The sequence below is a fragment of the Burkholderia sp. GbtcB21 genome (assembly GCF_019091065.1).
GTDB classification, from domain to species: Bacteria; Pseudomonadota; Gammaproteobacteria; order Burkholderiales; family Burkholderiaceae; genus Burkholderia; species Burkholderia pyrrocinia_C.
Genome location: NZ_JAGXKA010000002.1, coordinates 791,738 through 805,375, shown reverse-complemented (window position 1 = coordinate 805,375; position 13,638 = coordinate 791,738). Strand labels below are relative to the sequence as shown.

General features: G+C 64.9%; 10 protein-coding genes. 9 read left to right on the top strand and 1 reads right to left on the bottom strand.

Translation table 11 applies throughout. The annotated features are described in order from the left end of the window. Positions 1-523 precede the first annotated feature (523 nt). Positions 524-2,599 (top strand): molybdopterin-dependent oxidoreductase, encoded by a 2,076-nt coding sequence (locus KVT39_RS08015; protein ID WP_217588327.1) that lies wholly within the window; start codon positions 524-526, stop codon positions 2,597-2,599. A 136-nt stretch (positions 2,600-2,735) separates the two neighbouring features. Beyond that, positions 2,736-4,409 (top strand): long-chain fatty acid--CoA ligase, encoded by a 1,674-nt coding sequence (locus KVT39_RS08010; RefSeq protein WP_175750262.1) that lies wholly within the window; start codon positions 2,736-2,738, stop codon positions 4,407-4,409. A gap of 262 nt (positions 4,410-4,671) precedes the next feature. Here the strand turns inward: KVT39_RS08010 and KVT39_RS08005 are convergent, their stop codons facing one another. Next, positions 4,672-5,829: a porin gene (locus KVT39_RS08005; RefSeq protein WP_034182628.1), complete on the bottom strand. Its 1,158-nt coding sequence runs from the start codon at positions 5,827-5,829 to the stop codon at positions 4,672-4,674. Positions 5,830-6,104: 275 nt separating this feature from the next. On the opposite strand from KVT39_RS08005, the gene coq7 reads away from it, so the two are divergent. The 7 genes from coq7 to murF all read left to right on the top strand — a co-directional run bounded on the left by coq7 (position 6,105) and on the right by murF (position 13,630). Then, positions 6,105-6,731: a 2-polyprenyl-3-methyl-6-methoxy-1,4-benzoquinone monooxygenase gene (gene coq7 / locus KVT39_RS08000; protein WP_034182629.1), complete on the top strand. Its 627-nt coding sequence runs from the start codon at positions 6,105-6,107 to the stop codon at positions 6,729-6,731. Between the two features lie 385 nt (positions 6,732-7,116). Further along, complete coding sequence (mraZ, locus tag KVT39_RS07995; RefSeq protein ID WP_006487094.1) at positions 7,117-7,545, top strand: division/cell wall cluster transcriptional repressor MraZ; 429 nt, start codon at positions 7,117-7,119, stop codon at positions 7,543-7,545. 23 nt (positions 7,546-7,568) lie between these two features. Then, the gene (gene rsmH, locus KVT39_RS07990; RefSeq protein ID WP_034182630.1) at positions 7,569-8,510 is read left to right on the top strand and encodes a 16S rRNA (cytosine(1402)-N(4))-methyltransferase RsmH; all 942 of its coding nucleotides are present in this window, start codon (positions 7,569-7,571) and stop codon (positions 8,508-8,510) included. After that, positions 8,507-8,848, top strand: a complete 342-nt coding sequence (ftsL, locus tag KVT39_RS07985; RefSeq protein ID WP_009694564.1) for a cell division protein FtsL — start codon at positions 8,507-8,509, stop codon at positions 8,846-8,848. The genes rsmH and ftsL overlap by 4 nt, the downstream gene beginning before the upstream one ends. Further along, positions 8,845-10,692, top strand: a complete 1,848-nt coding sequence (locus tag KVT39_RS07980) for a penicillin-binding protein 2 (RefSeq protein WP_217588326.1) — start codon at positions 8,845-8,847, stop codon at positions 10,690-10,692. Before ftsL ends, KVT39_RS07980 begins: the two co-directional genes overlap by 4 nt. After that, complete coding sequence (locus KVT39_RS07975; RefSeq protein WP_131947300.1) at positions 10,689-12,227, top strand: UDP-N-acetylmuramoyl-L-alanyl-D-glutamate--2,6-diaminopimelate ligase; 1,539 nt, start codon at positions 10,689-10,691, stop codon at positions 12,225-12,227. The genes KVT39_RS07980 and KVT39_RS07975 overlap by 4 nt, the downstream gene beginning before the upstream one ends. Continuing rightward, positions 12,224-13,630 (top strand): UDP-N-acetylmuramoyl-tripeptide--D-alanyl-D-alanine ligase, encoded by a 1,407-nt coding sequence (gene murF, locus KVT39_RS07970; RefSeq protein ID WP_131947299.1) that lies wholly within the window; start codon positions 12,224-12,226, stop codon positions 13,628-13,630. Before KVT39_RS07975 ends, murF begins: the two co-directional genes overlap by 4 nt. Positions 13,631-13,638 lie beyond the last annotated feature (8 nt).

The following is a 13,638-nucleotide window of genomic DNA, read 5'->3' as shown; positions in this document are numbered from 1 at the left end:
GACCGTGAAACGACTCTACGCCGATGATAGTGCGGATTCCCGTGTGAAAGTAGGTAATCGTCAGGCTCCCTAAGCCAGAAACCCCCGCCCGAAAGGCGGGGGTTTTTGCATTGGCGCGGCCGAAATGCGGGGCGCGCCGGGCAACGGCGGCGCAGTCGGAGCCAGAGTGCCGATGGCGTCCAAGTTGTCCCTCCCTACGTGCCTAATTCCAGTGCCGCATTCTGTCAATAGCTGATATCTCTAGCGGTTCATCGGTTTATTGATTGCATCTTCGATCAAAGGCACAACTCCCTCCACTTCACGTATCGACAGGCACGGTCGGACGTGATCAATTTTCGACCGTCCACGTCGAATGCAAAGCAGGAGGCACAGTTCTCCTTCCGCGAACGGTACGCATAGCGACTAAAACCCTTCGCTTCCGCAATCGCTCTTCGACTAAATAACCCAAGATCCGCACGAAATAAACGCTTTATCCGGCGTGCCCACGTAAAATTTGCGAATCCCCATCTCTGCATTCAAAACGATGAACGCCGCCATACAGGTAGCCCGGGCCGTTTGCCCGCACGATTGTCCGGACACGTGCGCCATGCGTGTGACCGTCGAAAACGGCAAGGCGATCAAGGTCACGGGCGATCCCGACCATCCGCCGACGCAGGGCGTGTTGTGCACGAAGGTCAGCCGGTATGCCGATCGGGTTCATCATCCCGACCGCCTCACGGTCCCGCTCAAGCGGGTCGGCGCGAAGGGGGATGGGCACTTCGTGCCGATCAGCTGGAGCGAAGCCTTCGACGAGATCGGCCGTCGCCTCGGCGAAATCGCTGCGCGCGAACCCGAAGCGATCGTGCCGTACAGCTACGCGGGGACGATGGGGCTCGTGCAGGGCGAGGGCATCGCCCAGCGGTTCTTCCACAAGCTCGGCGCATCGCGGCTCGAACGCGCGATCTGCGCGGCCGCCGGTGCAGCGGGGCTGCGTTACACGTATGGCGGTAGCCTCGGCATGCACCTCGAGCATTTCGAGGAAAGCGAGCTGATTCTGATATGGGGCGCAAACCCGATCGCGTCGAGCCTGCACTTCTGGACGCGTGCGCAAGAAGCGAAGCGCCGTGGCGCCCGTCTTGTCGCGATCGACCCGTATCGTTCGCTGACAGCGGAGAAGTGCCATCAGCACATCGCGTTGAAGCCGGGTACCGACGGCGCCTTTGCGCTCGGCATGATGCACGTGCTGATTACCGAAGACCTGCTCGATCACGACTACATCGCCCGCCATACGCTCGGTTTTGACGCACTCAAGGCGCGGGCGATGTCTTATCCGCCCGAACGCGTCGCGCAGATCTGCGGCATCGACGCGTCGGAGCTGATCGACCTTGCTCGTCGTTACGGTGCGACCCGCAAGGCGTCGATTCGCCTCAACTACGGCATGCAGCGCGTCCGCGGCGGCGGTAACGCCGTGCGCGCGATTGCGAGTCTGCCGGCGCTGACAGGGGCCTGGCGGGATCGGGCTGGCGGGCTGTTGCTCTCGTCGTCGGAATCCGCGCCGGTCAACCAGCAGGCACTGCTGCGCCCGGATTTGATGCCGGGTTGGCCGCACAAGCTGCCGCGCATCATCAACATGAACGCGATCGGCGATGCGCTGTTGCACGCGGGTGACGCGACGTTCGGGCCCAAGGTCGAGGCGGTGATCGTGTACAACTCGAATCCGGTGGCAGTCGCGCCGGATTCCTCGAAGGTTGCAGCAGGGTTTGCGCGCGACGATCTGTTCACGGTCGTTCTCGAGCATTTCAAGACCGATACCGTCGATTTCGCCGACATTGTGCTGCCGGCGACCACGCAGCTGGAGCACCTGGACATCCACAAATCGTACGGCCACACCTACGTGATGGCAAACCTGCCGTCGATTCCACCGGTCGGAGACGCGCGGCCGAACACGGAGATCTTTCGCGGCATCGCGCGCAGCATGGGGCTCGACGAGCCCGCGCTTTATCACAGCGACGAAGAGGTCGCGCGCGCTGCGCTCCGGTGGGACGATCCGGCGCTCGACAGCGACTGGGACACGTTGAAGCGGGAAGGCTGGCTGAAGCTGAAGCTGCCGGACGCACCGTTCGCGAATGGCGGTTTCCGCACGCCATCCGGCAAGTGCGAGTTCTACAGCCCGCGGCTCGAGCAGATGGGCATGGACCCCGTTCCCGATTACCTGCCGCCTTTCGAATCGGCCGAGGCCGCACCCGAACTCGCCGCGCGCTATCCGCTCGCGATGATTTCGCCGCCGGCCCGCCACTTCCTGAACAGCACGTTCGTGAACGTCGACAGCCTGCGCACCACGGAAGGCGAGCCGCACCTCGACATGCACCCGTCCGACGCCAGTGCGCGCCGCATCGCGGACGGCGACGTCGTACGCATCTTCAACGACCGCGGATCCATGCAGGCGCTCGCGAGAATTACCGATCGCGCACGTGCTGGGCTCGTTGTCGGGTTGTCGATCTGGTGGAAGAAGCTGTCGCCGGACGGCAGGAACGCAAACGAAGTGACGAGCCAGGCGCTGACCGATCTCGGCAATTCGGCGACGTTTTACGATTGTCTTGTGGAAGTTGAGCGAATTTGATCGAATATTCCCGTATGATCAGACGATTTTTCGCGGAAGTTCGAAGTGGACATCTAACCCTGTTGTCTCGGGACGGGCGAGCCGCTACGATGCGTTTTAGCACGACCATTCGAAAATCTGTGAGGAGACGCGCAGTATGGAAAAAATTTGGCTGAAATCGTACCCACCCGGCGTTCCAGCCGAAATTGACGCGTCTCCTTATCCGTCCGTCCCGGACCTCCTCGACGAAAGCTTCCGGCAGTACCGCGATCGCACGGCATTCGTCTGCATGGGCAAGGGCATCACGTACGGCGAACTCGACAAGCTGTCGCGCCAGTTCGGCGCGTGGCTGCAATCCCGTGGTCTCGCGCGCGGTGCGCGCGTCGCGATCATGATGCCGAACGTGCTGCAGTACCCGGTGACGATCGCCGCGGTACTGCGCGCCGGCTATACCGTCGTCAACGTCAATCCGCTCTACACGCCGCGGGAGCTCGAACATCAGTTGAAGGACAGCGGCGCCGAGGCGATCGTCATCCTCGAGAATTTCGCGTCGACGCTGCAGGCCGTCATTGCGAATACGGCCGTCAAGCATGTCGTCGTCGCGTCGATGGGCGACTTGCTGGGCATCAAGGGATGGCTCGTCAATTACGTCGTGCGCAACGTGAAGAAGATGGTGCCTGCGTGGCAGTTGCCGTCGTTCACGCGCTTCAAGGCAGCGCTGTCGGAAGGCGCGCGACAGGCGTTCAAGCCGCAGAAGATCGGCCCCGACGACGCCGCGTTCCTGCAATACACGGGCGGTACGACCGGCGTCGCGAAGGGTGCGACGCTGCTGCACCGGAACATCGTGTCGAACGTGCTGCAGGCCGGCGCCTGGCACCATCCGGCTCATGAGAAGTACCCGGAGGTGAAACAGTTCGTGACGGTTGTCGCGCTGCCGCTGTATCACGTGTTCGCGCTGACCGTCTGCGGTTTCCTGACGATGCGCACGGGCGGGATGGGCATCCTGATCCCGAACCCGCGCGACATCGGCGGGATGATCAAGGAACTGAAGGGCTACCAGATCTCGACGATTCCGGCCGTCAATACGCTGTACAACGCACTGCTGAACCATCCCGAATTCAGTCAGCTCGACCTGTCGAAGCTCGTGATTGCCAACGGCGGCGGCATGGCGATCCAGGAGGGCGTCGCGAAGCGCTGGTATGAAAAGACCCATACCGCGATCATCGAAGGATACGGGCTGTCCGAGACGTCGCCGGTGGCGACCTGCAACCCGGTGACGGCGACCGAATACAGCGGGACGATCGGCTTGCCGCTGCCGTCGACCGAAGTGGCGATTCGCGACGACGCCGGCAACGACGTCGCGCTCGGCGAGCCCGGCGAGATCTGCATCCGTGGGCCGCAGGTGATGGCCGGCTACTGGAACCGGCCGGACGAGACCGAGAAGGTCATGTTCCCGGACGGCTTCTTCAAGACGGGCGACGTCGGCGTGATGGATGCGCGCGGTTACGTGAAGATCGTCGACCGGAAGAAAGACATGATTCTCGTGTCCGGCTTCAACGTGTATCCGAACGAAGTCGAGGACGTGGTGGCGTCGCATCCGGGCGTGTTCGAGGTGGCGGCGGTCGGCGTGCCGGACGAGCATTCCGGCGAAGCGGTGAAGCTGTTCATCGTGAAGAAGGACCCGGCGCTCACCGACAAGGACATCCTCGCTTACTGCAAGGAGCGGCTCACCGGTTACAAGCGGCCGAAACTGGTCGAGTTTCGCACGGAGCTGCCGAAAACGAACGTCGGCAAGATCCTGCGGCGCGAGTTGCGCGACGGACGCGCGTAACGGACGCGCGTAGCAGCGCGGTTGAACGGAAGAGCCCGGCTTGTGCCGGGCTTTTTTGTTTGCGGCACGGATCGGATGAGGTGGTTTCCCGCAGCGGCCGGCGTCTGGCCGTGGTTTTTCGCGCAGCGAACGGACACGGAGCTCCGGCGATGCGTGCAACGCGACCGGCCGGTCCGCCGCGCACCCGTCTTGCCGTCGCACCGGAAAAGAAAAAGGCGCCCGAAGGCGCCTTCAATATGCTGCGTCTTGTCAGACAAGCTGATTAGAACTTGTGACGGATGCCGACGCGTGCTGCGACCTGGTTGCTGGTGCTCGAACCTGCGAGACCGTTGATCGCTGCCGTTGCCTGAACGACATTGCCTTTCGCGTCGAGCGCGTTGCCCGATGCGTGCTGGTACACGCCGATCACGTAGACGTCGGTGCGCTTCGACAGGAAGTAGTCGACGCCCAGCGAGCCTTGGTGGTACTTGGCTGCCGAGTTGCCGTCGATCTTGCTGCCTTGCGTGTAGTCGTACGCTGCGCCGAGAATCAGCGCCGGGGTCAGCTGATACTTGAAGTTGATTTCGCCGTTGTTGAACGTCGCGGTCTGGTTCACGAACGGACCGACCGAGAAGCCCTTGAACTTCGTGTTCGAGTACGTCGCGCCGATCGTCGCTGCGCCGAACGTGTAAGCGCCGCCTGCACCGATGACCTGGTACGTGTTCGCGTTGTTCGCGTATGCGCCGTAGACCGGCGACGATACCGCCGTCGTCGCAGCCGTCGAGCCGTTGTTGAACATGCCGCCGAAGTTGCCCGGCGTGCGTGCGTTCAAGTAGCCGACACCCAGGACCAGCGGGCCGTTGTTGTAGCCTGCGCCGAGCGACCAGACCTGGTTCTTCGAGAACTGGCCTGCCTGACCGCCGAAGCTGTACAAGCCGCCGAACGTGAAGCCGCCGTACGACGGGCTCGTGAACTTGACCGCGTTGTTTACGCGATAGGCGTTGTTGAAGTTGTCGAGGTCGCCCGGGTGAGCGGCGATGTAGCCGCCCCACTGGTCGCCTGCCTCAAGCGGGCCGACGAAGTCGACGACGGAGTCGTACTGACGACCCAGCGTGACCGTACCGTACTGGCTCGACAGGCCGACGTAAGCCTGACGGCCGAACATCAGGCCGCCCTGGCCAAGCTTGCCGCTGTTCACGTCGAAACCATTTTCGAGGGTGAAGATTGCCTTCAGGCCGCCACCGAGGTCTTCGGTGCCGCGCAGGCCGAAGCGGCTGCCTTGCATCACGCCGCTGGCCATGCTGTACAGGTGCTTGCCACCCGCGTTGTTGTTGAAGAGCAGGCCTTCATCGATGATGCCGTAAAGCGTCACGCTGCTTTGCGCATGAGCAGCGCCAGCGAACGCGCCCAGCGCGACGAGCGCGAGAAGCGACTTTTTCATTAACGGATCTCCAAGAATCACTGAATTTTTTTGGCGGGGCAGATAGTTATGTTCTGTTGACGGGCCCATCAACTTCGCAAGAAGTCGCACGTAATGTAGCAAAACCGTTTTTTGCCACAAAGCGAAATGCCGCAGCTCAAGGTCGCCATGTTTCCTTTATGCAACAATGGTTAAAATCACGGGTTAACCGCAATTTCCGCTGAATAATCAAGTCGGATACGCAGCGGACTCGTGCTCTCGCCGCCCACGGCGGCACATGCAGCCAGGAGAACAGGATGGTGTTGGATGAACTGATCAGCGAATTCGATCGCGGCCTGCGATCGCTGACCGGCATTAGCCGGATGAGCCGGCCGGTGCCCGCGCCGGCCGCCGCGCCAGACGTCGAGCTGACGCCCGCGGAGCGTACGCATGCCGCAGGGCTGATGCGCGTGAACCACGTCGGCGAAGTCTGCGCGCAGGCGCTCTATCAGGCACAGAAACTCACCGCGCGCACGGCGTCGGCGAAGGCGATGTTCGAGGAGGCCGCGCGCGAGGAGGAGGACCACCTCGCGTGGACCGCGCACCGCCTGAAAGAGCTCGATTCGCGTCCGAGCCTGCTGAACCCGCTGTGGTATGCCGGCGCGCTCGCGATCGGCGTGGCGGCCGGCACGCTCGGCGACAAGGTCAGCCTCGGTTTCATGGCCGAGACGGAGCGGCAGGTCGAGAGTCACCTGGAAGGCCATATGTCGGAGCTGCCGGCGACCGATACGGCGTCGCGTGCGATCGTCGACCAGATGCGCATCGACGAGGTGAAGCACGGCAAGGCCGCGACCGACGCCGGCGGAATCGAACTGCCGCTGCCTGCGCGGATGCTGATGCGTGCCGCGTCGAAAGTCATGACGAGCACTGCATACTATCTGTGAGATTTGCGCCGGGCGACGCATGACGTCGCCCCGGCTCACCGCCCCCGATACCGCCCGTTTATTCCACGTTTTCCCTCCCCCGAAAGCCCCGTCCGCACGCCCGTCTGGCCCGTCTTTCTCATGTATCACCTTCACATGTTGCACTAGCTCATTCATTTATAACGGTTTTTGGAATGAGGGGGCGCATGAGCATGTGCGCGTAAGTCCTTGTTCTAACTAACAAAATTCGTCAAAAAAGCGGGCCGCTCCCTTGACCGTGCCACACCCTTCCTCTAAAGTGGGAGACAGTGTGAGAAAGTGTATTTTTGTGTGATTTGGCGGGCTATTCCGGCTAAATTCTCAGCATTGGTCGGGTACTTCGGTGCCCTGAACGGGAGAGCGGAAAGTGTTCCAAGGGGCGTCGGCGCTGACGCTCGATGCGAAAGGGCGGATGTCGGTGCCGGCTCGCTATCGCGAAGCGCTGCAAGGACAGGCAGAAGGACGGGTGACTGTGACCAAGCACCCGGACGGCTGCCTGTTGCTGTTTCCGCGCCCCGAATGGGAAGTGTTCCGCGCCAAGATCGCCGCGCTGCCGATGGACGCGCACTGGTGGCGGCGAATTTTTCTCGGCAATGCGATGGACGTCGATCTCGACAGCGCGGGCCGGATTCTTGTATCGCCCGAGCTGCGCATGGCAGCCGGACTGGAAAAGGAAGTCATGTTGTTGGGAATGGGTAGTCACTTCGAGCTGTGGGATTCGCAGACCTACAACGCGAAGGAGCAGGCGGCGATGGCGCAGGGCATGCCCGACGCGCTGAAGAATTTCACGTTCTGATTGCGGTGACGGAGACGCCCGCGATGGGAAACGAATTGCAGCATCGGACAGTGCTGTTGGATGAAGCGGTCGAGTCGCTCGTGACGCGGCCGGACGGCGTTTATGTCGACGGCACGTTCGGGCGCGGCGGCCACAGCCGCGCGGTGCTCGCGCGGCTGGCGGCGGCCGGGCGGCTGATCGCGTTCGACAAGGATCCGAGGGCGATTGAGACGGCGCAGGGCATCGAGGATGCGCGCTTCTCGATCGTGCATGACAGCTTTGCTTCGATGCGCGACGCGCTTGCGGCGCGCGGCGTCGAGAAGGTGTCCGGTGTGTTGCTGGACCTGGGCGTGTCCTCGCCGCAGGTGGACGATCCGGCGCGCGGCTTCAGCTTCCGCGCCGATGGTCCGCTGGACATGCGAATGGATCCGACGCGTGGCGAGTCGGCGGCCGAATGGCTCGCGCGGGCTTCGGTGCAGGAATTGACGGAGGTGATACGAGATTATGGGGAAGAACGGTTTGCTTTTCAGATTGCAAAGGCGCTTGTTGCTCGCCGGGCAGAGTCCGACCGTCTTGGGCCTCTCGACACCACGGGCGAGCTTGCCCAAATCGTGGGTCACGTCGTCAAAACCCGTGAGAAGGGCAAGGATCCGGCAACCCGCACCTTTCAGGCTATACGGATTCACGTCAATCAAGAGCTTGCGGACCTGCAAGTCGTACTAGACGCGGCACTGTCGTTGCTGGAGCAAGGGGGGCGGCTGGTGGTCATCAGCTTTCATTCACTCGAGGACCGGATCGTCAAGCGATTCATGCAGGCGCACGCCAGTGCGCCTGCGGTCGATCGTCGCCTGCCGATCCGTGCCGTCGATCTCCCGAGCCCGCCGCTCAAGATCATCAGCCGCCAGTTTCCGAGTGAAGCGGAGGTCGCCGCGAATCCGCGCGCCCGGTCCGCCGTGATGCGCATTGCGGAGCGCGTCACGCCATGAGCCGCTTCAATATCTTCCTGCTGATCATCGTGATGGGCTGCGCGCTGTCGGTCGTCAACTCGACGAACCAGCAGCGGCAGATCTTCATCCAGCTGCAGCGCGCGCAGTCGCAGGAGCGTCAGCTCCAGCAGGATTACGCGCAGCTTCAATATCAGCAGAGCGCGCTGTCGAAGACGTCGCGTATCGAGCAGCTTGCGAACGATTCGCTGAAGATGCAGCCGATCACGACCGGCCGCACGCAATACCTGACGCTGCCGCCGGGCGCCGCGAAGGCGATCGACGCGCCGATTCCTGCTTCGGCCGACACGGCCGGCAAGGGCAAGGGGGGCGCGCGATGAAGCCGTCGCAAAAGCGCCAGAACGTGAAATTCACGTCGAGCCCCGTGCTGGGCGTGCATCTGCCGATGTGGCGCTCGAAGCTCGTCGTGTTCATGCTGTTCATGGCGTTCGTCGCGCTGGCCGCGCGGGCGTTCTGGATCCAGGGGCCCGGCAACGCGTTCTATCAGAAGCAGGGCGAAAGCCGCTACCAGCGCACGCTGGAGTTGCCCGCGACGCGCGGCAAGATCCTCGACCGTAACGGGCTCGTGCTCGCGACGAGCCTGCCCGTGCGCGCAATCTGGGCAATTCCCGACGCGGTGCCGGACGATCTCGATGCCGACAAGGTCAACCAGCTCGGCAAGCTCCTCGGCATGACGTCGAAGGAGCTGCGCGTGAAGCTGTCGCAAGACAAGGGTTTCGTCTACGTAAAGCGCCAGGTGCCGATCGACATCGCGGACAAGGTCGCCGCGCTCGACATTCCGGGCATCTATCAGCGCAACGAATACAAGCGTTTCTATCCGGAAGGCGAGATCACCGCGCACCTGATCGGCTTCACGAACGTCGAGGACGAAGGGCAGGAGGGCGTCGAGCTCGGCGACCAGAAGATGTTGTCCGGCACGTCGGGCGTGCGCCGCGTGATCAAGGACCGGATGGGGCACATCGTCGAGGACGTCGCCGAGCAGATCCCGCCGCACAACGGAACCGACGTCGACCTGTCGATCGACAGCAAGATCCAGTACATCGCGTACGCGAACCTGAAGGCCGCCGTCGAGAAGTTCAAGGCGAAGGCCGGCGCGGCGATGGTCGTCGACGTGCGCACCGGCGAGGTGCTCGCGCTCGTCAACTACCCGACGTACAACCCGAACGACCGCTCGCGCATGACGGGCGAGCAGTTGCGCAACCGGATCATGACCGACGTGTTCGAGCCGGGTTCGATCATGAAGCCGTTCACGGTGTCGCTCGCGCTCGACCTGCATCGCGTGACGCCGAACACGCTCGTCGAGACGGGCAACGGGCATTTCGTGCTCGACGGCGCGCCGATCACCGACGACGCGGGTTTCGGCACGCTGACGGTCGGCGGCGTGATCCAGAAGTCGAGCAACATCGGCGCGACGAAGATCGCGATGACGATGCGGCCCGAGGAAATGTGGAATATGTATACCAGCATCGGCCTCGGCCAGGCGCCGAAGGTCGGCTTCCCGGGCGCGGTGGCCGGCCGCCTGCGGCTGTGGAAGAGCTGGCGCCGCATCGAGCAGGCGACGATGTCGTACGGCTATGGCCTGTCGGTGTCGCTGTTCCAGCTCGCGCGGGCTTATACGGCGATCGCGCACGACGGCGAGTTGATGCCCGTGACCATTTTCAAGACTGACCCCAACCAGCAGGTCGCGGGCACGCAGGTGTTCAACCCGACCACCGCGCGCGAAGTGCGCGCGATGCTCGAGACGGTGGTCGCGCCGGGCGGCACGTCGCCGGATGCGGCCGTGCCGGGTTATCGCGTCGGCGGCAAGAGCGGTACCGCGTACAAGCATGAAGGCCATGGCTATACGCGCAAGTACCGCGCATCGTTCGTCGGCATGGCGCCGATGCCGAATCCGCGCATCGTCGTCGCGGTGTCGGTCGACGAGCCGACCGCCGGCAGCCACTTCGGCGGCCAGGTGTCCGGCCCCGTATTCTCGGCGATCGCCGGCGACACGATGCGTGCGCTGAACGTGCCGCCGAACATGCCGATCAAGCAACTGGTCGTGTCTGACGATTCGCCGGCAGCACCTTCCGCAGCGGGGCCGCAAAAGCTGGCCGCGGGTGGCGGTGCGAAGCATATGATCGTGTCCAGCACGACGCGTAATTCACCAGGAGTTGTTCGATGAGCGCCGCCCGCAGTTCCCATCCGGCGCATCAGCAGATCGCAGCCGCGCTTGCGTGGCTGCGTCAGCATGTGGCCCCCGCCGCGCAACTGCATGCCGACACGCGCAGCCTCAAGGCTGGCGACGTGTTTGTCGCGTATGCAGTCGACGGGGCAGACAACCGCGCCTTCATTACCGATGCCGTCGCACGCGGCGCGGCCGCCGTGCTGTATCAGCCGGAAGGGCTGGCCGCTGCGCCGGCCGTGCCCGTCGCGCTCGCGGTGCCGGCGCTCGACCAGCTTGCCGGCGAGATCGCCAGCGGCTGGTACGGCGACCCGAGCGACAGCCTGCTCGCGGTGGGCGTGACCGGTACGAACGGCAAGACCTCGTGCACGCAGTGGATTGCCGCCGCGCTGACGGCGCTGCACCAGCCGTGCGCGGTAATCGGCACGCTCGGCAGCGGGATGCCAGGCCAGCTCGTGCCGACGGGCTTCACGACACCCGACGCGTCGCAGCTTCAGCGCAGCCTTGCGCAGTTGCGCGACGCGGGCGCGCGGGCCGTGGCGATGGAAGTATCGTCGCACGCGCTGCATCAGGGGCGCGTGAACGGTACGGCGTTCGACATCGCGGTATTTACGAATCTCACGCAGGATCACCTCGACTATCACGGCACGTTCGACGCGTACGAGGCGGCGAAGGCGAAGCTGTTCGCATGGCGCGGCCTGCGCGCGGCGGTCGTCAACCGCGACGACGCAGCCGGCCAAAACCTGCTCGAGAAGCTGGCCGGCCGCGTGCGCACGATCGCGTACGGGATCGGCGACGCGCAGGCGCCCGACGCCGATCGCGAACTGGTCGCGCTCGACGTGCGCGCCACCGCGACCGGCACGGCATTCCGCCTGCGTTCGTCGTGGGGCGACGCGGACGTCGAAGTCGGCACGCTGGGCACGTTCAACGTCAGCAACCTGCTCGCCGTGCTCGGCTCGCTGCTCGCGGCCGACGTGCCGTTCGACGCGGCACTCGCCGAGATCGAACGGCTCGAGTCCGTCAACGGCCGGATGCAGCGGCTTGGCGGCCGGCTGCAGAACGACGAACCGCTCGTCGTGATCGACTACGCACACACGCCCGACGCGCTCGAGAAGACGCTCGACGCGCTGCGCCCGATCGCGGCGGCGCGCGGCGGCCGGCTCGTCTGCATGTTCGGCTGCGGCGGCGACCGCGACGCGACGAAGCGGCCGCTGATGGGCGCGATCGCGGAACGGCTCGCCGACGAAATCGTCGTCACGAGCGACAACCCGCGCAGCGAAGATCCGCAGCGCATCATCGACCAGATCGTCGCGGGCATGACCATGCCCGCTCGCGCACGTCGTATCGAGGATCGCGCGAGCGCGATCCTGCAGGCGGTGCGCGGCGCCGCACGCGAGGACGTCGTCGTGCTGGCCGGCAAGGGCCACGAAGCGACGCAGGAAATCATGGGCAAGAAACGTACGTTCTCCGATCAGGATCACGCGCGGCTCGCGCTGGCAGCGCGAGCGACGCACGGCAAGGGAGGCGGCGAATGACGATGCTCAGTCTCGACGAAGCCGCTCGCCTGATTCCCGGCGCAACCGTTCACGGCGACGCGGGCGTCACGTTCGACCGTGTGTCGACGGACAGCCGCACGGTCGGCCCGGGCGACCTGTTCGTCGCGCTGAAGGGCGAGCGCTTCGATGCGCACGACTTCCTCGGCGATGTCGCGGCGCGCGGTGCTGCCGCGGCGCTGGTCGCGCACGTGCCGGCGGGCCTCGCGATGCCGGCGATCGAAGGCGGCGAAACGCGTGCCGCGCTCGGCGCGCTCGCGCACGGCTGGCGCAAACGATTCCCGCTGCCGCTCGTCGCGGTGACGGGCAGCAACGGCAAGACGACCGTCAAGGAAATGATCGCGTCGATCTTCGCGGCGGCGGTTGGCGCCGACGCGCGGCTCGCAACCGCCGGCAACCTGAACAACGACGTCGGCCTGCCGCTGACGCTGCTGCGCCTGTCGGCCGCGCATCGCCTCGCGGTGATCGAGCTCGGGATGAACCACCCGGGCGAGACCGAAATCCTCGCGCGCCTCACGGCGCCGACGGTCGCGCTCGTCAACAACGCGCAGCGCGAGCACCAGGAATTCATGGCGACGGTCGAAGCCGTCGCGCTCGAACACGCGGCCGTGATTCACGCGCTGCCGCCGGACGGCGTCGCGGTGTTCCCGGCCGACGATGCGTACGCGGGCATCTGGCGCGTCGCGGCGACGGGCAACCGGATCCTCGATTTCGCGCTGAACGATGCCGACCGGCAGACCGAAGCGCAGGTCACGGGCCGTCTGCAAGGCGGCGAACTCGCGATCGACACGCCGGCCGGCGCCGTCACGGTGCGGCTGCGTGCGCTCGGCGAGCACAACGCGCGCAACGCGCTGGCCGCGACGGCCGCGGCGCTGGGCGCCGGCGTCGCGCTGTCGGCGATCAGGCAGGGCCTCGAATCGTTCGAGCCGGTCAAGGGCCGGCTGCAGGTGAAGCAGGCGATCGCCGGCAGCCTCGCGGGCGCGACGGTCGTCGACGATACGTACAACGCGAACCCCGATTCGATGCGTGCCGCGATCGACGTGCTCGCCGCGCATCCGGCGCCGCGCGTGCTGGTGATCGGCGACATGGGCGAAGTCGGCGACGAAGGGCCGGCGTTCCATCGCGAGATCGGCGCCTATGCGCGCGAGCGCGGGATCGACGCGCTGTTCGCACTCGGCGATGCATCGCGCGATGCCTGTACGGCATACGGCGACACGGCCCGCCATTTCGACGACGTCGGCGCGCTCGTGTCGGCGCTGCTCGCGGCGGGCTACGGCGCGCAGGCGACGGTGCTCGTGAAGGGCTCGCGGTACATGAAGATGGAGCGCGTGGTCGACGCGCTGACGAACCAACCCGCAGCGGGCGCGACGCCCGCTGCCCACTGAGTAGAAGG

Excerpts from the sequence above, each read along its gene's own strand:
- ftsL (WP_009694564.1), top strand. The coding sequence starts at position 8,507 with ATGAGCCGCTTCAATATCTTCCTGCTGATCATCGTGATGGGCTGCGCG.
- KVT39_RS07975 (WP_131947300.1), top strand. The coding sequence starts at position 10,689 with ATGAGCGCCGCCCGCAGTTCCCATCCGGCGCATCAGCAGATCGCAGCC.
- rsmH (WP_034182630.1), top strand. The coding sequence starts at position 7,569 with ATGGGAAACGAATTGCAGCATCGGACAGTGCTGTTGGATGAAGCGGTC.
- coq7 (WP_034182629.1), top strand. The coding sequence starts at position 6,105 with ATGGTGTTGGATGAACTGATCAGCGAATTCGATCGCGGCCTGCGATCG.
- murF (WP_131947299.1), top strand. The coding sequence starts at position 12,224 with ATGACGATGCTCAGTCTCGACGAAGCCGCTCGCCTGATTCCCGGCGCA.
- KVT39_RS08010 (WP_175750262.1), top strand. The coding sequence starts at position 2,736 with ATGGAAAAAATTTGGCTGAAATCGTACCCACCCGGCGTTCCAGCCGAA.
- KVT39_RS08005 (WP_034182628.1), bottom strand. The coding sequence starts at position 5,829 with ATGAAAAAGTCGCTTCTCGCGCTCGTCGCGCTGGGCGCGTTCGCTGGC.
- KVT39_RS08015 (WP_217588327.1), top strand. The coding sequence starts at position 524 with ATGAACGCCGCCATACAGGTAGCCCGGGCCGTTTGCCCGCACGATTGT.
- KVT39_RS07980 (WP_217588326.1), top strand. The coding sequence starts at position 8,845 with ATGAAGCCGTCGCAAAAGCGCCAGAACGTGAAATTCACGTCGAGCCCC.